Genomic DNA, 20,369 nt, shown 5'->3' with positions numbered 1-20,369 from the left:
AATTTTAACAAACCATGTGAATGAGTGAGCATCTGCTAACATCGCATGATCGGGCCGTTAGCTTTCATTTACATTTGTTATGTGAATAGAGTCACAAAAAAGGAGAGGTGATCAACAATGGAATTCAGACAATCAATTTACGATAACGCGAAATCCATTACGGACGGTTGTATGGGTCATGAAGAAGCATTTTGTACCGCAGCCTGTCCCATGCACACGGATGTGAAGAAATACATTCGACAGATTGGTGAAGGTGATGTGGAAGGGGCTCTCGAGACGATTCGGGAAAAGTTATTCCTTCCAAACACACTCGGCCGGATCTGTGCACACCCGTGTGAAACAGACTGCAGACGAAACACCGAGTTCAATGAAGCCTTATCCGTGGCAGCTCTGAAACGCTACGCAGCAGAGAAGGCAGATGACAAGACAAAGTGGGATATTCAGGTGAAGGGCTCTACAGGGAAGAAAGTGGCCATCATCGGTGCAGGGCCGGCAGGTGCCCAGTCCGCCATTGATCTGAGAAAAGCCGGACACGACGTCGTCATCTATGAAAAGCTTGAAGTGGTCGGCGGCATGATGAGAGTCGGGATTCCGGAGTACAGACTCCCGAGAGAAGTCATCGACTTCGAATACAGCTACCTCGAAGATCTTGGCGTCAAGTTCCGAATGGGGGTTGAAGTCGGAAAAGACATCAGCTTCGAATCCCTGCAACAAGACTTCGATGCCGTCATCATCGCAAACGGCGCCCATCTCGGCGGAATGCCTCCTGTAGCAGGAGCCGATGCTGAAGGTGTGATGCACGCAGTGGACTACCTGAAAGAAATCAGCCTGACACATGCTTCAAAAGCGGCAGGTAAGAAAATCGCCGTCATCGGCGGTGGGGATGTGGCGATGGACTGTGCACGCTCCTCCTGGAGAATTGGCGCAGACGAGGTCAGCCTCATCAGCCTTGAGAGCCTTGAACAGCTCCCGGCAAGTGAACAGGAAATCGTTGAGTCACAGGAAGAAGACGTCATGTTCCTGAACAGCTGGGCCACTGAAGAAATTTTGAAAGATGAGAACGGCCGCGTTCGCGGAATGGTTCTGAAGAATGTCCTGTCAGTCTTTGATGAGGATGGCAACTTTGCACCGAGCTTCGGTGATGAGCGCAAAGAAATCGAAGTGGATACGGTTGTTTTTGCAACCGGACAGCGCGTTCAGGATCTGACAGAAGGCATGGTCGCACAGGGTGGCGGCGGACGCTACGTCGTCGACAAAGAAACCCTGTCAACAAGCGTACCGAACGTCTTCGTTGCAGGAGATGCAGCAGGTACGGCGATCGTCGTTCAGGCAATGGCCTACGGTCAGAAAGCCGCGAAGAGCGTGGACCGTTTCTTGAACCAGGTGGATCTGACAGAGGCAAGAAACCTGAAATATGAATACAGCTTCGAAACAACACTCAATGTGCCGCTCCCGAAAGGCACTGAAAACCTGCCGAGAACGTCAGGTAACCACCGTCCGGCAGACGAGCGTAAGCGCGACTTCAAAGCGGTGGATCTCGGTTATACCGATGCCCAGGCTCAGCAAGAAGCAGGCCGCTGTCTCCAGTGTGAGTGCAAGCTCTGTATGGATGAATGCCTGATGATGAACGACTTCGGCGAATGTCCGCAAGATATCTTCGGTGAGTTTCTCGCTAAAGACGGCATCGAGCCAATCGTCCCATATTCCTGTAATGTGTGCGGCGGCTGTTCCCATGTATGTCCGAACGACTATCCGATTGGGGAGACGTTCATGGCGATGCGTAAGGATTTCATCCTTGCCAATGATGGGAAGTCACCGATGGAAGGCCATAAAGCGATCGAGATGCACCAGAAACTCGGTTTCTCCAAACTGTTTACGACTAAAGCAAAAGGAGGCAGATGACCATGACTGTAACTGCCGAACGAAAAGGGTTCATGCCAGGATGTTCACTGCCATCCTATACACCGGATGGCGTGAAAAAGACGATGGAATATCTGAAGACCGTTTACCCGGATCTGGGTGGCGTGCAGAAATGCTGTGGAAAAGGGACGAAGGCGCTGGGACAGGAAGAGAAGTTCAAGGAGCGTTTTGCCGGCCTGCAGCAGGACATGGATGACATCGGAATCGATACGATCATCGTGGCCTGTCAAAACTGCTATAAAACAATCAACGAAACGAGTGAAACCACAAAGGCAGAGTCTCTCTGGACACTTCTTCCGAAAATCGGCATTCCTGAAGAACTCCGCGGGAAAGCGAAAGACAGCGATGTCGTCTTCGGGATTCACGATTCCTGTTCGACCCGTTATGAAAAAGAGCTTCAGGACGGTGTCCGCTGGGTTTTGAAAGAGCTCGGTTACCGGGTGGAAGAATCGGAACATTCAAGAGAAAATGCACGCTGTTGCGGCTTTGGTGGCATGATTGTCCCTGCGAATCCGGACCTTGCCACACGCGTCATGCAGCGCCGTGCGGATGATTTCACAACAGATCACGTTGTTGTATACTGCGCCGCTTGCAGAGCGTCGATGATGAAGGTCGGCAAGAAAGCCTTCCACATCCTTGATCTTCTCTGGGGACCGGTTGTTCATTCGGATACAGCCCCGCCGGAAGACGTCTTGTCAAAACCGGCAGGAGCATGGATTAACCGCTACAAGTCGAAGCGGATCGTCAAGCAAGTCGTCAAAAACTGATTGTCATCAGGCACCCGTCAAGGGGATGGGTGCCTGGAAAAAGAAATTCTATGTGAATATTTTAACAAGTGTGACGTTCATCATAAAAGACTACCCAACTATTAAAGGAGGCGTTTTACATGAGTAAAAAATGGAAAATCACCGGCTTCAGTACAGTAGCAGTTGCCATCATTGCAGTAATCGTTTATTTTTCCGTAACCGGTATTGAAGCACAGGAAGTGGACATGGATGCACAGCAGGAGAAAATTACAGAATATGCCGTTCCGGAAGCGTTCATCACAGCGACCGAACTGAAAGATCTGATGGAAACAGACGAAGATGTTGTCGTGATTGGTACAATGAGTGAAAGAGGCGGCGCGATTCCGGGCTCCTTTGAAATCTGGCGTCCTGATTACTCCGGAACGGAGCTTTACCCATACGATGGTATGGCGAATGAAAAAGAAGAAGTGGAAGCACTGTTAAGCTCTTTCGGTGTCACACCGGAAACGACGGTCGTGACCTATGCAGCGAACGCACAGCACGACTCGGCACGCGTCTTCTGGCAGCTGAAAATGCTCGGACACGATGATGTCCGTTTCCTTGACGGCGGAATCAATGCCTGGATCGGCCAGGGCTACGATACCGGTAACCCGCTTGAACTTGGGGATCGTGAAAAAACCGAGTATGTGGCACCTGATTATAATCCGGCAGCGTTCAACGCAGAACTTGAAGACGTTATCGCAGCCGTTGATGGGGAAGGCATTTTGATTGATACCCGCGGTGGCGATGAAGAAGACGGCAGCACAACACTTGCAGGCGCATTCGGTCCTGGTAAAATTGCAGGTGCAGAATATATTAACTGGACTGAAGCTGTTGCAGAAGACGGAACGGCCGTATCAATGAGTGAACTCGAAGCGCTTTACGGTGATATGATTGAGAGTGGCGAAACCCTCATCCCTTACTGTCAGTCCGGTGTCCGCTCTTCTTACACATGGTTGTTACTGACGTATGGCCTTGGTTATGACGATGTGCTGAACTATGACGGATCATGGATTGAATGGTCTTACGAAGCGTATGAGCTTGAGAACCAGGATGTTATTGACCGCACTGAGAACGGTGATTTTTAATCAACAGTTCAGAATATTTAATACACGTATTACCCCATTAAAGGAGATGAGCGTATGAGCGCAAAAAATAAATCAGCAATGAAACTGATCGGTCTCGTTGCAGTCATCGCGTTGGTTTTCACCATCGCATGGCAGACAGGTGCACTTGAAAAGATCCAGAGTATTTCAGCAATGCAGGAGTTTATTGAAGGGTTCGGTGTGATGGGCTATGTGATCTTCGTCCTCGTGTTTATGGCCTCTGCCGTATTCCTCTTGCCGGGCGCGATCTTCCCGATCGTCGGCGGTGTGGCATTCGGTCCGGTTCTCGGCGGTATCCTGTCACTGATGGGTGCGACCCTCGGGGCAGCGGCAGCTTTCCTTGTGGCGAAGTATCTTGCCCGTGACATGATCATGAAAAAGTTCAAAGGGAATCCGATCTTTGACAAAATCGACAAAGGGGTTGAGGAAAACGGCGTCAGCTTCCTCATCCTGACACGCTTTGTACCGGTGTTCCCATACAACGTGCAAAACTACGTGTACGGACTGACAAGCCTTGGCTTCTGGAAGTTCACCATCGTTTCGGGGATCACAATGGCACCAGGTGCCATGATCTATGCCTTCATGGCCGGTCAGATCGCCCGCGAAGGGGTATCGATGACACTGGTTCTTCAGTTTGCCGCAGCCGGTATCATTCTCTTCTTGCTTTCTCTCGTACCAAAGATCTGGGCGAAGAAGAAGGGGATCGATATGGACGAGCTGAAGCAGACGTCTTGATAAGAATGACCGAATGAGCGTTGGGAGCCTTCCAGCGCTCTTTTCTTTTCAAACGATACCATCTGTGTTCGCGTGCTGATTTCACGCTCATTTAACAACTTAGTCAATAAAATGTAAGAGTGCATACAGCGGATTCAAGCAATAAATGATATGATAAGTGATGAAATAAAAAGGTTATCAGGTAATAATCACAACTGAGAACTGCTGAAAGGGGAAAGAAGAATGAAGAAATGGTTGACAGTGGCGGCGGTGATCCCGATGCTTTCGGCATGCGGGGATGATGCGGAACCGCAGGTGGAAGTGGAAACGTTGCAGGACGCTTCCTGGGATGAGATTGTAAGTGAAGCCGAAGGGAAAGAAATCGGCATTTATATGTGGGGAGGAGACGACGGGATCAATCAGTATATGGATGATTTCATCGCGCCCCGTCTTCTTGAAGAATACGATGTGACATTAAACCGTTATCCGATGGATGCGCCGGATTTTCTGAATAAACTGATGACCGAGCGTGAGGCCGGTGAAATGAACGGCGGTGCGGACCTTCTATGGATCAATGCCGAGAATTTCCGAACAGCCAAGGATAACGATCTCCTGTACGGAGACTTCCTTGAGATTTTACCGAATGTTCATGAGTATATCGGAACCGACGTGCCGTTTGTCAATTATGATACAGGGACACCGATCGAAGGGCATGAAGCGCCGTGGGGAAATGTGCAGTTCACCATTCAGGCGAATCCGGACCTCGTGGATGAGATGCCAGGCAGCATTGAAGAACTGATTGAATGGTCCATTGAAAACCCGGGGTTATTCACATACCCGAATGTCAATGATTTCACGGGTAATACGTTTGTCCGGCATGTGATGTACCATGTGGCGGACGATCCGGCTGACCTCGCAGAATACAATGAGGCCTGGCTTGAAGAGCATGGATCCGAAGTATGGGACGTGCTCGGCTCATTCAAAGACTCACTTTGGAGAGAGGGGCAGACCTACCCGGATTCCAACGCTCAGCTTGATCAGATGTTCGCAGACGGAGAAGTCGCTTTTGCCATGGGCTTCAATGAACACCGTGCTGTCAGTAAGATCGAAGACGGCATCTTCCCGGAAAATACAGAGACCCTCGTCCTCGAACCGGGCTCAATCGGGAATACCCATTATCTGTCCGTTCCGTTTAATGCAACAGAGCCTGAAGCGGCACTCGTTGCGATCAACTTCATGCTGTCACCGGAGGCACAAATCAAAAAACTCGACCCGTCCATGTGGGGAGAAGGCCATGTGCTGAACCCGGATGCGTTAACGGAGGAGCAGCTTGAGGAAGCGGAAGCGCTGACCGGTCCTGCTTTTGTCAGTCAGGACGACATCCTTCCTGAGCTCGATTCCCGTTATTTTGACTGGGTCATTGAGCAGTGGGAACGTGAGCTTGTCCAATAAACCCGTACCGTCCTGGCTGAAAGGGATTGGTTTTGTTTCACCGGCATTGATCGTCATTTCGTTTTTTGTCGGTTACGGCCTCTTTCAGGCAGCACAGGGAAGCGTCTCCCGGGAAGAGGGGGACGCTTTCTGGGCAAATTACCAGACGCTTCTCGCTCACGGGAGCTTCCTCCGGTCTCTCGGGATCAGCGTCTGGGTCGCCTTTTCTTCGACTCTGATTTCACTGGTGATCGGGATCTGGATGACGAGGCGTCTCATCCGGGTGTTCCGCTATGATCACTGGAAATTTGTCGCCTGGCTGCCGATGATTATTCCGCACTTTGTGGCGGCTTACTTGATTTATATTATTTTTGCGCCGACAGGATGGTTCTCGTCACTCTTTTTTCAAATCGGGCTCTTGGATTCGATCGGTCAGTTTCCGGTTCTCGTGAACGATCCGCTCTATATCGGGGTGATCCTGACGTATGTATGGAAAGAGATACCGTTTGTACTCCTTATGATGCTGCCGGTCTATCAGGAGATGGATCTCCGCTATGAGGACGTGAGCCGGACGCTGGGCGGTAATTCCTTCACCGTCTTTCGGACCGTGGAATTCCCCTGGGTATTCCCGGTGTCACTGGAAACGTTCCTGATCCTGTTTGTGTTTGTCCTCGGTGCCTTTGAAGTGCCGGCTCTTCTTGGTGTGACTTTTCCAAAGATGCTGCCGATTCTTGCGTATGAATGGTTTTATCAGTCTGCCTGGGTCAACAGACCCCTCGCACAGGCGATGATGGTGCTGATTTCACTGTTTGCCATCGTGTCGGCCTTTTTCGTTCTCCGCTTTACGTCGAGGTGGAAGAGTAAATGGGCGACAAGAAGGGGGGAACAGCAATGAACATTCCCCGGCGCGTATCGAAAGTGTTCTGGTTTCTGGTGCTGTTTCTGATCTTTGTGGCACCACTTCTGTTAATGACAGCGAGGAGCATCAGTTTTCGCTGGTCATGGCCTGACATCTATCCGGAAACGATCAGCTTCCGCGCATGGGAAGTGATCTTCAGGGATTCGGATATTATCTGGGCGATTGCGGTCACGATCTTTATCGCAACCGTTGTCGTGATCCTGAATTTTATGCTGGCTGTCCCGGCGGCATACGGGTTAAGCCGTTACCGCTTCAGAGGAAAGCCGTTTATCGAAGCAGTCCTGATGCTGCCGATCCTCGTTCCGGTGCTTGCCATTGCCATGGGGATGCATTTGACCATGATCCGGCTCGGGCTTGCTGATTCGGCAACGGGTGTCATCCTGATTCATCTGATGCCGACGATCCCCTATGCCGTAAGGGTGATGAAGGCCGGTTTTGACCGGTTGTCCCCGGATTGGGAGGAACAGTGCAGCACCTTGGGCGTCAACCGTTGGCGGCTTTTTTGGACGATGCTCGTTCCGCAGATTATTCCGAGTATCCGGAGTATGGCCGTTCTCGTCTTTGTCATTTCCCTCAGTCAGTATGTGCTGACGCTGATTATCGGCGGCGGTCGGATTATGACCTTGCCGATGATCTATTATCCGTATTTCACAAGCGGTGACGGCGCTGTTGTCGCAGGATTTTCAGTCCTGTTTGCCTTGTTGCCAATCGTCTTTCTGATTGTATTTGAAGGGCTGCTCCGTCTTTATATGACAATTCTGCAGCGGCCATAGAAAGGAGCGGGTTTCATTTGCTCATGCAACTGATGAATGTATCAAAACGGTTCGGGGAAACTGAAGTCTTCCACCGGATCAATATGAATGTGGAACAGGGAAGCATCGTGAGTCTTGTTGGTCCTTCCGGCTGCGGCAAGTCCACGCTGCTCCGTTCGATTGCAGGCCTGTCTTCCTTTACGGACGGGCAGCTCCTTATTCAGGGAGAGGATATGACGACAGTCAAAGCCGAGCATCGGCCGGTCGTGCTGATGTTTCAGCAGCCATTGCTCTTTCCTCATTTTACGATCCTTGAAAACATCACGTACGGACTGAAATACGGAAAAGATAAAGTGAAAAAGGATGAACGGATTAGAAGAGGGATGGCGCTTCTCGAAAAAGTGGATCTCGAGGCTTATGCGGACCGGTATCCGAATCAGCTCTCCGGCGGTCAGCAGCAGCGTGTATCACTCGCAAGGGCGCTGATTTTAAACCCGGCCCTTATTTTGCTCGATGAACCGTTTTCGAGTCTGGATCCCGAACTCCGGGTCAGCATTCGTACCTGGGTCCGGGATTTTTTGAAACAGGAAGGTGTGACGGCCCTGTTCGTGACCCATGACCGGGAAGAAGCGATGGTGATGGGTGATCAGGTAGCCGTTATGAAAGGCGGAACGTTCCAGCAGATTGGTGTTCCTGAAGAGGTGTACCGCAACCCGGAGAACCGGGAAGTGGCAGAGATGTTCTCAGAGGGCATCTTTTTGCACGGCGGTTTTATTCCTGCAGGCGATGTACAGATGGAAAAAGAGCATGATCAGCGGACGAATGATCCCGCTGTTCTTGAAGGGGGACGGGTGAAATATGCGATGATGAAGTATGGTCTGCAGTTTTACTTTGTTGACTTGCCTGATATCCGGCAGTCTATCGTCCTTCACGATGATCGGACGTTTTACGACGGGGACAGGGTCGTCCTCGTCCGGAAGAAGGGACGTGTAACAGATGCTTGATACGAGAGGGAGACGCTATGTGCAGCCGATTGTGAATGTTTCGGCAGATACGTTTTTGAAGTGGGGACTGACGGCGAATAACGTAACGGTCATTTCCTTTTTGATCGGGGTGACGTCGGGGCTGTTCGTTTATTTTGAACAGACGCTGATTGCCCTTTTGGTTCTCTGGTTTTCAGGTTTTCTCGATGTGGTCGACGGCACGATGGCAAGAAAAACAAAGCCGTCGTCTTTTGGAACGGTCCTTGATGTAAGTTTTGACCGGCTCGTTGAGATCAGTGTGATTCTCGGTCTTGCATTCCGCTATCCGGATGCGATGTGGGTGCTTCTCCTTTTGAGTGTGTCGATAATTTATTGCATGACCATCTTTTTGACGGTCGGTGCCGTATCTGAGAAGCAGGGTGTGAAGAGTTTTTATTACCAGTCCGGTCTTGCTGAGCGGACAGAAGGCTTTATTCTCTTTTCTCTTATGATTATCTTCACCGATCACCTGATTCTGATCGGTCTGATTTTCCTGGCGGTGGAGATTATTACGTCGTTGCAGCGCCTCTTTGAAGCAAAGGTGATTTTAGGGAAACACGCGGATCAATAATCAATAACCTGTTATGATCAAAAACAACCCCTCCGGCTCAGTGCCGGAGGGGTTGTTTGCAGATTAATAGTTGGCTTTGTGTTCACCGGATTCGATTTCTTCAATGTAGTGACACGCGGCCTGGTGACCGTCGATCATATCCTGCTCGGTTGTACGGAGTTCAGGCTCTTCTTCACGGCATTTATCCGTTGCAAACGGACAGCGCGTGTGAAAACGGCAGCCTGTCGGCGGATCAATTGGTGAAGGTACATCGCCTTTCAGAATGATCTGTTCCTTTTGAACCTCAGGGTCCGGAGATGGTATGGCTGAAAGCAGTGTTTTTGTATACGGGTGTTTTGGATTGTCGAAGAGCGACTTTTTGTCGGCAACTTCCACGATTTTTCCGAGATACATCACGATCACCCGGTCCGAGATATGTCGCACAACACCGAGGTCGTGTGCGATAAACAGGTAGGTCAGATTGAAATCCCGCTGCAGTTGTTTGAGCAGGTTTAATACCTGTGCCTGAATGGATACGTCGAGAGCTGACACTGATTCATCGCAGATAATCAGCCGCGGGTCCACAGACAGGGCACGGGCAATCCCGATGCGCTGGCGCTGTCCGCCACTGAATTCGTGCGGAAAGCGGTCGAGCTGATGAGAACCGAGTCCAACGATGTCGAGCAGTTCCATCATGCGATCTTCACGTTTTTCCGGAGGAAGGACATTCTGAATCTGCATCGCTTCGTTTAAAATCTGCCTGACGGTCTGACGCGGATTGATGGACGCATAAGGATCCTGGAAAATGATCTGGAGTTCTTTTCGCATCTCCCGCATCTGACGCTTGTTAAGAGCGAGAAGGTCCTTTCCGTCAAATTCAATCTCCCCGCTTGTCGGTTCCTCGAGGCGGAGAATGGCCCGTCCTGTCGTTGATTTCCCGCAGCCGGATTCCCCGACGATACTGAGGGTTTCCCCTTCTTTAATCGCAAAGGAAATGTCATCGACGGCCTTGACGTGATTGACGGTTCGGCCAAACACGCCCCCTTTGATCGGGAAGTACTGTTTTAAGTTATTAACTTTGAGCAGTTCCGTAGTCATCTTTGACATTCACCTCCGGCCCGTCCCACTCGTCGGTATGAATCCAACAGCGGACTTGATTTTGGTCATCGATATTTTTCAGTTCAGGAAGTCGTTCATGGCAAATGTCCCGTGCGAACGGACAACGTGGAGCAAAGCGGCAACCGTCCGGCAGTTCATCCGGTTTCGGTACCATCCCTTTAATCACTTCAAGGGATTCCTGGTCGATGTCATGACGCGGCAGGGATTTTAACAGCCCCACGGTGTATGGATGCTGCGGATTTTTGAACAGCGACTTCACGTCTGCATATTCAACAATCTTGCCGGCATACATAACGGCAACATAGTCACAGGTTTCCGCCACAACGCCGAGGTCGTGGGTAATGAGCAGGACGGACATGCCGAGCTCTTCCTGCAGGTCATTAATCAGCCTTAAGATCTGTGCCTGTATGGTCACGTCGAGAGCTGTCGTCGGTTCATCGGCAATGAGCAGTTCCGGTCGGCATGACAGCGCGATGGCGATCATCGCACGCTGCCGCATACCTCCTGAAAGTTCATGCGGATAAGCCTTCAATCGGGCTTTTGGTGATGGAATACCAACGAGTTCGAGCATTTCGAGTGATTTTTCCATCGCTTTTTTCTTAGAAAGCTTCTGGTGGATCATGACCGCTTCACTGATCTGATCCCCAATGGTGAAGACCGGATTCAGGGAGGTCATCGGTTCCTGGAAGATCATCGAGATCTGGTTTCCGCGAATCTGTCGCATTTGCGCTTCGGATTTATCGAGGAGATTCTCTCCGTTGAAAATGATTTTTCCACCTTTTATTTTCCCTGGCTCATCAATCAGTCGCATGATGGACAGGGAGGTAATGCTTTTTCCGGATCCGGATTCCCCGACGATGCCGAGGGTATTTCCGGAGGGAACATCAAATGTCACGCCATCGACAGCTTTCACTTCACTCTTGCTAGTGAAAAATGAAGTTTGCAACTCTTCGACGGCGATAATGGTTTTCTTTTCGTCCAAGGTTCTCCCACCTTTCTTTCAGCAAACCGGTTAATCCAGTTCGATCCGTTTATTGAGTACACGATACGAAATGTCAACGAGGTAGTTGACGAAGACAAACAGCATGGCCAGGACGAGAACGGAACCCTGTACAGCAGGGAAGTCACGTCGGCCGATAGAGTCGACGACATAGCGCCCGAGGCCGTTAATCGAAAAGACGGTTTCTGTCAGTACGGCTCCGCCAAGAAGCGTACCAAACTGCAGACCGACGACGGTCACAACCGGGATGAGCGCATTACGGAGCGCGTGTTTGTAGACGACGTAACGCTCTTTGACCCCTTTGGCACGTGCCGTTCGGATATAGTCCTGGTTGATGACTTCAAGCATGCTTGAACGGGTCATCCGCGCAATAATGGCAGCTCCGGCAGTTCCAAGGGTAATAACGGGCAACACAATCTGTTCAGGTGTCCCCCAGCCGGAAACCGGAAAGAGCTGCAGCGGCGGCAAAGCCAGATACTGAATGAGCATCAGTCCGAGCCAGAAGTTTGGCATGGAAAGCCCGAACAATGCAAACACCATGATGCCCATGTCGGTAAAGGAGCCCCGTCTCGTTGCCGAGATGACCCCTGCGATGATCCCCATGAAAACGCTGAGGATTGTACTGTAGATGGCGAGTTCGAGCGTGACCCAGATGCGGTTATCAAAGATTTCCGAAGAAATAGGGCGTCCGTTCCGCAGGGAATTTCCCAGGTCTCCCTGTGCTGCATCTGTAACAAAAGATCCATACTGGATATAGAGTGGATCATTCAGTCCGAGACGGTCCCGGAGCTGTTCGACCTGTTCCGGATCGGCCCGCTCACCGGCGATGATCTGAGCCGGGTCCCCCGGGATCAGGTGCATCATCAGGAAGACGACGAGTGTAACCCCGATCAGGACGGGGATGGTTTGAAAGATACGTCTTATTGAATAGACTAGCATGGTTGTTCACCTCTCTTATGATTTGATTTTCGGATCAAGTGCGTCACGGAGACCGTCACCAAGCAGGTTGAAGGCAAGAACGACGCTTACGATGGCAAGACCCGGGAAGAGTGCGATATGCGGATAATCCCACATATAGTTACGGCCGGCTGCAAGCATGGCGCCCCATTCCGGCGTCGGCGGTTGAGCGCCGAGTCCAAGGAAGGAAAGTCCACTGGCTGTCAGGACGGCAGTTGCGATGAACAACGTGGCCTGCACAATAATGGGTGACAGAATGTTAGGCAGGATATGTTTAAATATGATGCGTGCATCTGATGCACCAAGTGCCCGTACGGCATCGATGTACTCCAGTTTCTTGACAGCGAGGGTTGACCCTCTCACGATACGGGCAAATACCGGTACGGAGAAGATGGCGATCGCGATGACGACGTTAAAGATGCTTCCCCCGAGAATAGCAACGATCCCGAGTGCCAGAAGGATACCTGGGAACGCAAGGAAGACATCCATGATCCTCATAAGAACAGTATCAATCTTTCCGCCATAGAAGCCGGCAATGATCCCGATGAAGACCCCGACGATCATCCCCATAATAACGGAGCTGAAGCCGATCCCGAGTGTAATCCACATACCGTGGATAATCCGGGTGAAAATATCCCGTCCCTGGTGATCGGTACCGAACCAGTTATCGGCATTTGGTGTTTGGAGGCGGTTTTGTACCTCTGTGCTTGTCGGATCCATCGATGTCAGGAATGGTCCGAAGATCGATGTTACGATAAAGAAGATAATCAGGTACAGGCCGGCCATGGCCAGTTTGTTTTGCTTCATTTTACGCCACATTGATTTCAGATTCTCAATTTGCGGGTTGATTTTTTTCGGCTCAACCGACGCACGATTCACAGATGACGTATCTGGCATAATGAAAACCTCACTTTCATATTATTTTTACAGTTTGGCAAAAGTTTGTGATGTAATTTTCAAAAAATTAAAACACATAAGAGTAACAAAAAAATTATACCATGACAACCGCTTAAGACAAGGGGGGAGAGGGGAAAAACTTCGATTTATTTTCATACGATAACTTCTTATTAGAAAAGGTGGAAAGTTTTATGGAAGTTTGATTATTAACAAGACGGTTTAGCGCTTTGCAGTGTAAGTTGTCAGATAGTCTGACAACTATTTTCAGTCCGCAGATCATTACTAAATTAGAAAAGTGAAAATTTTAAGATAATTTCTACTTGTGTTTTTTTTTGAGATAGTGTAAATTGTTCCTTAAGCATGTTACAAATCTATTACATTAAGAATAAGGGGGATACAACATGTTTAGAAGCAAGACTTTGAAAGCGGGTTTACTTTCTGCAGCAGCGGTAATGACATTTACTGCATGTGCCAGTGAGCCGGACAACGATGGTGGTACAGTCAATGATTCTGCAGACAATAACAATGCTGCGGATAACAATGGTAACAACGATGCAGGCGATGATGAGGCAGCTCCTGCAGGAGACAACGATCTGGTGATCGCAGTTCTTTCCGACGCCGATTCACTCGATGCGCACGGATCAAACGATGTGCCATCAAGTAACATCCAGGTGAACATCTATGAACCGCTCCTTTCCCAAACTGAAGACGGCGATCTTGAGCCGCTTTTGGCAACAGACTGGGAAGCAGTTGAAGACGATCTCTGGGAATTCACGCTTCGTGAAGGCGTGACGTTCCACGATGGTTCTGAACTGACTGCAGATGTCGTTAAAGCAAACTTTGACCGTGTCCTTGATCCGGATGTTGCGTCTCCGCGTGCATTCCTGTATGACATGATCGAAGAAGTCATTGTTGTAGACGACTTGACGGTTCAGTTCCAGACTGAATTTCCATTTGCACCGCTTCCTGCACATATTGCGCACTCCGGTGGGGCAATCATGAGTCAGGAAGTCATCGATGCAGACTATGAAGCCATGGCAGACGGCGGACAGCCTGGTGACTACATCAATGACAACCCGGTTGGAACTGGTTTCTTCAAGTTTGAAAGCTGGACGCCAGGTGACAACATCGTCCTGACAAGAAACGACGATTACTGGGGCGACCATGCAAACGTCGACTCTGTCACGTTCCGTGTCGTACCTGAAGACCTCACGCGTATCGGTGAGCTTGAAACAGGTTCTGCACACATTATTCACCCGGTATCACCAAGCGACACTGGCCGGGTTGACAACATGGACGGCGCGAGCCTCTATCAGCAGGAATCACTTTCCCTTGCTTACATCGGCTTCAACATGCAGGCTGAGCCATTTGACGACGTGCTCGTTCGTCAGGCTGTATCCATGGCGATTAACAAAGAAGACATTATCTTCGGTGTAATGGACGGTACAGCCGAACCTGCCCTTGGACCAATCGGACCACAGGTATTCGGTTATTCCGATCAGGTTGAAGGACTTCCTTACGACCCGGAGCAGGCTGCGGAACTTCTTGCAGAAGCAGGCTATGAAGATGGTTTCTCCACAACGATCTGGACAAACGACAGCCGTGAACGTATGGACATCGCTGAGCTTGTACAGGATCAGCTCGGAGATATCGGTGTAGATGTTGAGATCGAAGTCCTCGAGTGGGGCGCGTATCTTGATGAGACGGCTGAAGGTAACCATGACATGTTCATCCTTGGCTGGACGACTGTAACGGCTGATGCCGACTACGGTATGTATGCCCTGTTCCACTCTTCACAGGTTGGTTCACCGGGTAACCGTTCTTTCATGGAAAATGAAGAACTCGATGCAATCCTCGACGAAGCCCGTCGCGAAGCAGATCCGGACGTACGTGCCGCTCTGTATGAAGACGCAATGGAAATTCTCGTTGAAGAAGCGCCAATGTCTTACCTGTATCACCAGAACTACCTCGTAGGTCTGCGTGATGAAGTACAAGGCTTCTGGAAGCATCCAAACGGCCTGTACATGATCCAGGACGTAGAAATTCAATAAACAGCTCGATGATAAACACCCGGCAGATTTCATTCTGTCGGGTGTTTATCTATTCAGGGTGGACACCTGTCCGCATATAAACGTCATTAATTCAGAAAAATCGAGAAATACCGTTGCTCAATGGCGAACATGTCCTGTATAATGAATTTTACATTTGAAAAGCTATCAGCAGGGAAAGGAATTTTGCAATGAAAGTAGTGAAGTTTGGCGGAAGTTCATTAGCCAGTGGCGAACAGTTTGAAAAAGTGGCCCGGATCGTGACAGGAGACCCGGAACGGCGGGTTGTGGTGGTCTCTGCACCGGGGAAACGTTTTGAGGACGATATAAAGACGACGGATCTTCTTATCACACTAGCGAATACGATTATCGCAGGTGATGCCTATACAGAAGCCTTTGAAGACGTGTTGGAACGCTTTACGGCGATCGTGACGTATCTTGGTCTTGATGAAGCGGTCCTGTCGGATATCCGCACGAAGCTTACGGAACGGATCGAGACATATAAACACGATGAGGACCGTTTGATGGATGCACTGAAGTCGAGCGGTGAAAACGAGAACGCCAAGGTAATGGCGGCTTATTTGACGAAGCTCGGGACGAAGGCGAGCTATGTGAGTCCTGACGAGGCAGGCATGCTTGTGACCGATGAACCGGGGAATGCCCGTATCCTCCCTGAGGCCTATGATCATCTGTACAGGCTGAGAGAACGTGAAGAAGTGCTGGTCATTCCGGGGTTCTTCGGCTATTCAAAAGAAAACAACATCGTGACGTTCCCGCGCGGTGGTTCCGACATTACGGGTTCCATCGTGGCAGCGGGTCTGCAGGCGTCTCTGTACGAGAACTTTACCGATGTGGATTCCGTTTACAGCGTTAATCCGAATCTCGTGGAGAATCCCCATGAAATGAAGGAGATCACGTACCGGGAAATGCGGGAGCTCGCGTATTCGGGATTTGGCGTCTTTCATGACGAAGCACTCCTGCCGGTCGTTGAGAAGAAGGTACCGGTCTGCATCAAAAATACAAACCACCCCGAAGCACCGGGTACGATGATTGTTGACAACCGTGTACCGGACAAGATGCCTGTCTTGGGGATCGCGAGTGACAAAGGATTTCTCAGTATCAATTTGACGAAATACCTCATGAACCGTCAGGTCGGCTTTGGACGCCGTCTTCTTGAAATTCTTGAAACCGAAGGCATCTCCTTTGAACATACGCCGTCAGGGATCGACAACATGTCTGTCATCCTCCGGGAGCACCAGGTGCAAAACGGCAAGGAGGAACGCATTCTGAGCCGGATCCGTCAGGAACTCGACGTGGTGGATGTCAGCATCGAACGGAACCTTGCACTTGTTATGGTCGTAGGGGAAGGCATGGCCCGCACGGTCGGAGTCGCATCCAAGGCGACGGCAGCCCTGGGAGACGCAGGAGTCAATATCAAAATGATTAATCAGGGCTCCTCGGAGACGAGTATGATGTTTGGTGTGGATGACCGTGACGCGAATCTGGCTGTAAAAAGCCTCTATCATGCTTTTTTTCCAAATGACTGATGACAAACAGCGATATGAACAGGAAAAGGCCGCACCCTCATGTGAAAGGGTCGGCCTTTTCCTGTTCAGCAACTTGCCTGATCGGTTCAACGTCTTTCTTCGACAGCTTCTTTCCGTTTGAGGCCATAAGATTTCAGTGCCCAGACGGAGACGCTCCCGCCATTGACGGGAAAGCGTCCTGTCCCATCCTCTTCAATGACCACTTCATCGTCACGGTTTCCGGTGACATCAATCCAGGTGCTGCCGGCATGTGTGTCACGGACCTTCATATCCTTAAACCCGTCGTCGCCTGTGGAGATCACGACGGCGCATCCGGAGCCATCGAACGATTCCACACCGTGCCGGACCCAGCCGACGGTGTTGGCATGATCGAAGTAATCCTCCTGCTCGCCGTAGGCGAGGTAGTAACGGGCATCGAGGAGCGGATCGATGAGTTCTTTTTTGGATGGGATCGGATCGTCACCGCGAATGCCGAAATAATCCCCGAAAAACACGCACGGAAATCCATCCTCACGAAGAAGGATCAGGGCGTAGGCGAGGGGCTTAAACCAGTCTCCCACCCAGGATTCCAGAGACTCCCCGGGCTGGGAATCATGGTTGTCGACAAACGTAACGGCATGCGTCGGGTGTGTGGCAACAAGTGTTCCTTCGTAAAGGGTCCGTAAATCAAAATCACGGCCCTCGATGGACGCCTGATGGAAACGGTAGTGAAGGGCGACATCGAAGAGATGAATGGTGAAGTCCGTTTGATCGAGAAAGCGCTGCTTCGCTTCAAGATCCGGATTCCAAAACTCCCCGACAAAATAGAAGTCCTCACCGAATGACTCTTTCATGGCATGAACGAAACGGGAGACGTAGGCGGCATTGATGTGTTTAATGGCATCGAGCCGGTAACCTTGGCATCCGAGGGTTTTGGCAAACCAGGTCCCCCAGTGAATCATCTCCTCCTGGACATTCGGGTGCTGATAATCAATATTGGCGAACATCAGGTAGTCGTAATTGCCAAATTCATCATCAACGTGGTCGTTCCAGTCCTTCCCGTCGCCGAGGATCCGAAAGATGCCGGTTCGGTCTTCGGAAGCATCATAATCCGTTCCGTTGAAATGATGGTAATCCCATTGAAACGGGGAATACTGCTTCTTTCTTCCTTTAAAATTAAAACGTGTCCAGCCTTCGATTTCAAACGGCTCACTGATCACCTCATGGCGGTTCTCGGGATCGACTTCAACCACTTCGAAATGTTCCGTGTCATCAGCGCCGGCTTTATGATTCATCACAACATCGGCGATGACCTGAATGTTTTCCTTTCGGCATACATCCATGGCATGAAGGAGCTCTTTTCGAGTGCCGTACTTTGTTCGGACCGTGCCTTTTTGATCAAATTCGCCGAGGTCAAAGTGGTCATAGACCCCGTAACCGTTATCTGCCTGGGTCATGCCCTTGCACGCCGGCGGGATCCAGACGGTATCAATGCCGTGAACGCTGAATTCGTGAGCCATGATGGCGAGGTCTTCCCAATGCTTGCCGTGGTTCGGTACATGCCATTCGAAAAATTGAAGCATCGTGTGATTGCGGTTCATCGGGAACCCTCCTTGTTTGTATGCGGTTGTGTCAGTGCCATTCAAAAGGTGTTGCCTGGTACACGTAATAATTGAGCCAGTTGGAAAACAGCAGATGCGCGTGGGAGCGCCAGCGGTTCAGCGGCTGTTCGTCGGGATTGTTGTCCGGAAAATAGTGGGCCGGGATCCGGACGGTGAGGCCCCGGTCGAGGTCCCGTTCATATTCCTGTTTCAGCGTATCGGTCTCATATTCAAGGTGTCCGGTCGCCATGATGTGGCGTCCGTCTTTTGAAATCATGAGAAACGGCCCCGCTTCCTGAGAGGATGCGAGAAGCATCAGCTCGGGGTGTTCATGAATGGCCTCCTCAGAGACGTTCGTGTAACGGGAGTGCGGGGCGATGAACTCGTCATCAAAGCCGCGCAGGAGTTCGATATTGGTGCTGTTGTAAATCCGGTGGCGGAAAATGCCGGAGCACTTCTCCTTCAACGGGAATTTATCAATGCCGAAGTGATGATAGAGGGCTGCCTGCGCGCCCCAGCAGATATGAAGGGTGGACGTGATGTTCTTCTCCGCCCAGTTCATGATCGTGACCATCTCTTCCCAATAGGACACCTCTTCGAACTGGAGATGTTCAATGGGGGCACCGGTAATGATCAGGCCGTCGAACTTTTTATCCTTCACTTCATCGAATGTCTGGTAAAAGTTTTCCATATGGGATTTGCTCGTGTGCTTTGGCTGATACGTTGCCGTCTTCAAAAACGTAATATTCAGCTGCAGGGGCGTGTTCCCCAACAGGCGGAGGATATGGCCTTCTGTCGTCTGTTTATCCGGCATCAGGTTAAGAATCAGAATATTTAACGGACGGATGTCCTGTGTCACGGCACGTTCATCGTCCATGATAAAGATGTTTTCTTTTTCGAGTAAAGCGCGTGCGGGCAGGGTTTTCGGAATGTTGATTGGCATCAGAATCACCTCTTAAAGGCTGGAATGTGTGAATTTTCGCTAAATTTAATTATAACAGTTACAAAAAAAACTACAATCCTTAAGGCTGAATCGATTTGTGTGAGGCCGCTCAGGAGGAAGGATTGCATCGAATCGCCTTTTGTGAGAAAATTCACTGGAGAATGAGAAGGATGGAAAGGAAGAGGAAGATGAATAAAAAAGCGATTTTCTTTGATATTGACGGAACACTGCTCGATCACGACAAGGCACTCCCTGCCTCCACGAAACAGGCGGTGATGCAGCTTAAGGAGGACGGTCACTTTGTCGGCATCGCAACCGGGCGTGCGCCGTTTATGTTCGAATCGTTACGAAAGGAACTCGGCATTGAGACGTTTATCAGTTTCAACGGTCAGTATGTCGTGCATGAGGGAACACCGATCGTACGTAATGCCCTTGATCAGGGGGAGCTCGAGCAGCTGATCGGGTTCGCCAGGGAACAGCAACACCCCCTCGTCTATATGGATCACGAAGGAATGCGCGCCAATACAGAGGAGCATCAGGACATTCATGCGGCACTGAACTCACTGAAGTTCGAGCATCCGTCGCAGGACAGGGACTATTATCGTAAGAAGCCCCTCTATCAGACGCTGCTGTTTTGCCGGGAAGGGGAAGAGGATGCGTATAAAGACACCTTCCCAGCGTTTGATTTCATCCGCTGGCACGATGTGTCGACAGACATTCTGCCTGCGAAGGGTTCGAAGGCAAAAGGAATCGATGCCATGGTTAAACAGATGGGCCTCGACCCGGAAGATGTGTATGTCTTTGGCGACGGTCCGAATGACGTCGAGATGATTCAGGCGTCGAAGCACGGAATTGCCATGGGCAACAGCGTGCCTGAAACGAAAGCAGTCGCTGATTTTGTGACGAAAGACGTCAGTGAGGACGGCGTGCTTCATGGCCTGCGCCATGTAGGTCTTTTGAAATAAATGAAAAAAGCCGGTCTGTCTCCGCTTCATCGGAGCAGGCCGGTTTTTCGTTTTACCAAGACGATCGTTCAGTCAAATCCAAAAAAAGAAACGCTCACAGAACGAGCGTTTCAA

At 50.4% G+C, this 20,369-nt stretch carries 18 protein-coding genes; 12 read left to right on the top strand and 6 right to left on the bottom strand.

Features of this window, described 5'->3' with window-relative positions; all coding sequences use genetic code 11:
- The first annotated feature begins 117 nt into the window (after positions 1-117).
- From BSEL_RS18260 to BSEL_RS16540, 9 genes are all read left to right on the top strand, one after another.
- Positions 118-1,902, top strand: coding sequence for an FAD-dependent oxidoreductase (locus BSEL_RS18260; RefSeq protein ID WP_013174167.1), 1,785 nt, complete (start codon positions 118-120; stop codon positions 1,900-1,902).
- A 2-nt stretch (positions 1,903-1,904) separates the two neighbouring features.
- On the top strand, positions 1,905-2,687 hold the full coding sequence (locus BSEL_RS16575; RefSeq protein WP_013174166.1) for a (Fe-S)-binding protein: 783 nt from the start codon (positions 1,905-1,907) through the stop codon (positions 2,685-2,687).
- Positions 2,688-2,806: 119 nt separating this feature from the next.
- Entirely contained in the window at positions 2,807-3,793 is a 987-nt protein-coding gene (locus BSEL_RS16570; RefSeq protein WP_013174165.1) for a sulfurtransferase, read from the top strand.
- Between the two features lie 54 nt (positions 3,794-3,847).
- Positions 3,848-4,546, top strand: coding sequence for a TVP38/TMEM64 family protein (locus BSEL_RS16565; RefSeq protein ID WP_013174164.1), 699 nt, complete (start codon positions 3,848-3,850; stop codon positions 4,544-4,546).
- Between the two features lie 222 nt (positions 4,547-4,768).
- Positions 4,769-5,977, top strand: a complete 1,209-nt coding sequence (locus tag BSEL_RS16560) for an ABC transporter substrate-binding protein (RefSeq protein WP_013174163.1) — start codon at positions 4,769-4,771, stop codon at positions 5,975-5,977.
- Positions 5,961-6,851: an ABC transporter permease gene (locus BSEL_RS16555; RefSeq protein WP_013174162.1), complete on the top strand. Its 891-nt coding sequence runs from the start codon at positions 5,961-5,963 to the stop codon at positions 6,849-6,851. Before BSEL_RS16560 ends, BSEL_RS16555 begins: the two co-directional genes overlap by 17 nt.
- Entirely contained in the window at positions 6,821-7,648 is an 828-nt protein-coding gene (locus tag BSEL_RS16550) for an ABC transporter permease (protein WP_013174161.1), read from the top strand. Before BSEL_RS16555 ends, BSEL_RS16550 begins: the two co-directional genes overlap by 31 nt.
- A gap of 23 nt (positions 7,649-7,671) precedes the next feature.
- Positions 7,672-8,631, top strand: coding sequence for an ABC transporter ATP-binding protein (locus tag BSEL_RS16545; RefSeq protein ID WP_041582595.1), 960 nt, complete (start codon positions 7,672-7,674; stop codon positions 8,629-8,631).
- Positions 8,624-9,220: a CDP-alcohol phosphatidyltransferase family protein gene (locus tag BSEL_RS16540; RefSeq protein ID WP_013174159.1), complete on the top strand. Its 597-nt coding sequence runs from the start codon at positions 8,624-8,626 to the stop codon at positions 9,218-9,220. Before BSEL_RS16545 ends, BSEL_RS16540 begins: the two co-directional genes overlap by 8 nt.
- A gap of 63 nt (positions 9,221-9,283) precedes the next feature.
- On the opposite strand, the gene BSEL_RS16535 is transcribed toward BSEL_RS16540, so the two are convergent.
- Genes BSEL_RS16535 through BSEL_RS16520 form a run of 4 tightly spaced genes read right to left on the bottom strand, consistent with a single transcriptional unit; the run spans position 9,284 to position 13,172 of the window.
- Entirely contained in the window at positions 9,284-10,297 is a 1,014-nt protein-coding gene (locus BSEL_RS16535) for an ABC transporter ATP-binding protein (RefSeq protein WP_013174158.1), read from the bottom strand.
- Positions 10,272-11,300: an ABC transporter ATP-binding protein gene (locus BSEL_RS16530; protein WP_013174157.1), complete on the bottom strand. Its 1,029-nt coding sequence runs from the start codon at positions 11,298-11,300 to the stop codon at positions 10,272-10,274. The genes BSEL_RS16535 and BSEL_RS16530 overlap by 26 nt, the downstream gene beginning before the upstream one ends.
- A 30-nt stretch (positions 11,301-11,330) precedes the next feature.
- The gene (locus BSEL_RS16525; protein WP_013174156.1) at positions 11,331-12,257 is read right to left on the bottom strand and encodes an ABC transporter permease; all 927 of its coding nucleotides are present in this window, start codon (positions 12,255-12,257) and stop codon (positions 11,331-11,333) included.
- A 15-nt stretch (positions 12,258-12,272) separates the two neighbouring features.
- Complete coding sequence (locus tag BSEL_RS16520) at positions 12,273-13,172, bottom strand: ABC transporter permease (RefSeq protein ID WP_013174155.1); 900 nt, start codon at positions 13,170-13,172, stop codon at positions 12,273-12,275.
- Positions 13,173-13,573: 401 nt separating this feature from the next.
- Between BSEL_RS16520 and BSEL_RS16515 the strand changes: the two genes are divergently transcribed.
- Entirely contained in the window at positions 13,574-15,223 is a 1,650-nt protein-coding gene (locus BSEL_RS16515) for a glutathione ABC transporter substrate-binding protein (RefSeq protein WP_013174154.1), read from the top strand.
- 188 nt (positions 15,224-15,411) lie between these two features.
- Positions 15,412-16,767, top strand: coding sequence for an aspartate kinase (locus BSEL_RS16510; RefSeq protein ID WP_013174153.1), 1,356 nt, complete (start codon positions 15,412-15,414; stop codon positions 16,765-16,767).
- Positions 16,768-16,853: 86 nt separating this feature from the next.
- Here the strand turns inward: BSEL_RS16510 and BSEL_RS16505 are convergent, their stop codons facing one another.
- Together BSEL_RS16505 and metA are read right to left on the bottom strand one after the other, a co-directional pair.
- The gene (locus BSEL_RS16505) at positions 16,854-18,347 is read right to left on the bottom strand and encodes an alpha-amylase (protein ID WP_013174152.1); all 1,494 of its coding nucleotides are present in this window, start codon (positions 18,345-18,347) and stop codon (positions 16,854-16,856) included.
- Positions 18,348-18,378: 31 nt separating this feature from the next.
- Complete coding sequence (gene metA / locus BSEL_RS16500; protein ID WP_013174151.1) at positions 18,379-19,290, bottom strand: homoserine O-acetyltransferase MetA; 912 nt, start codon at positions 19,288-19,290, stop codon at positions 18,379-18,381.
- Between the two features lie 188 nt (positions 19,291-19,478).
- On the opposite strand from metA, the gene BSEL_RS16495 reads away from it, so the two are divergent.
- A complete protein-coding gene (locus BSEL_RS16495) occupies positions 19,479-20,255 on the top strand; it encodes a Cof-type HAD-IIB family hydrolase (protein WP_041582594.1) in 777 nt (258 codons plus the stop codon).
- Positions 20,256-20,369 lie beyond the last annotated feature (114 nt).

Source organism: [Bacillus] selenitireducens MLS10, from assembly GCF_000093085.1.
In the GTDB taxonomy this organism is placed as follows: domain Bacteria; phylum Bacillota; class Bacilli; order Bacillales; family Salisediminibacteriaceae; genus Salisediminibacterium; species Salisediminibacterium selenitireducens.
The sequence above is the reverse complement of the archived record's forward strand: the minus strand, read 5'-3'. Positions and strand labels throughout refer to the sequence as shown.

Coding starts and splice junctions, on each gene's coding strand:
- BSEL_RS18260 (WP_013174167.1), top strand. CDS start 118: ATGGAATTCAGACAATCAATTTACGATAACGCGAAATCCATTACGGAC.
- BSEL_RS16575 (WP_013174166.1), top strand. CDS start 1,905: ATGACTGTAACTGCCGAACGAAAAGGGTTCATGCCAGGATGTTCACTG.
- BSEL_RS16570 (WP_013174165.1), top strand. CDS start 2,807: ATGAGTAAAAAATGGAAAATCACCGGCTTCAGTACAGTAGCAGTTGCC.
- BSEL_RS16565 (WP_013174164.1), top strand. CDS start 3,848: ATGAGCGCAAAAAATAAATCAGCAATGAAACTGATCGGTCTCGTTGCA.
- BSEL_RS16560 (WP_013174163.1), top strand. CDS start 4,769: ATGAAGAAATGGTTGACAGTGGCGGCGGTGATCCCGATGCTTTCGGCA.
- BSEL_RS16550 (WP_013174161.1), top strand. CDS start 6,821: ATGGGCGACAAGAAGGGGGGAACAGCAATGAACATTCCCCGGCGCGTA.
- BSEL_RS16545 (WP_041582595.1), top strand. CDS start 7,672: ATGCAACTGATGAATGTATCAAAACGGTTCGGGGAAACTGAAGTCTTC.
- BSEL_RS16540 (WP_013174159.1), top strand. CDS start 8,624: ATGCTTGATACGAGAGGGAGACGCTATGTGCAGCCGATTGTGAATGTT.
- BSEL_RS16535 (WP_013174158.1), bottom strand. CDS start 10,297: ATGACTACGGAACTGCTCAAAGTTAATAACTTAAAACAGTACTTCCCG.
- BSEL_RS16525 (WP_013174156.1), bottom strand. CDS start 12,257: ATGCTAGTCTATTCAATAAGACGTATCTTTCAAACCATCCCCGTCCTG.
- BSEL_RS16520 (WP_013174155.1), bottom strand. CDS start 13,172: ATGCCAGATACGTCATCTGTGAATCGTGCGTCGGTTGAGCCGAAAAAA.
- BSEL_RS16515 (WP_013174154.1), top strand. CDS start 13,574: ATGTTTAGAAGCAAGACTTTGAAAGCGGGTTTACTTTCTGCAGCAGCG.
- BSEL_RS16510 (WP_013174153.1), top strand. CDS start 15,412: ATGAAAGTAGTGAAGTTTGGCGGAAGTTCATTAGCCAGTGGCGAACAG.
- BSEL_RS16505 (WP_013174152.1), bottom strand. CDS start 18,347: ATGAACCGCAATCACACGATGCTTCAATTTTTCGAATGGCATGTACCG.
- metA (WP_013174151.1), bottom strand. CDS start 19,290: ATGCCAATCAACATTCCGAAAACCCTGCCCGCACGCGCTTTACTCGAA.
- BSEL_RS16495 (WP_041582594.1), top strand. CDS start 19,479: ATGAATAAAAAAGCGATTTTCTTTGATATTGACGGAACACTGCTCGAT.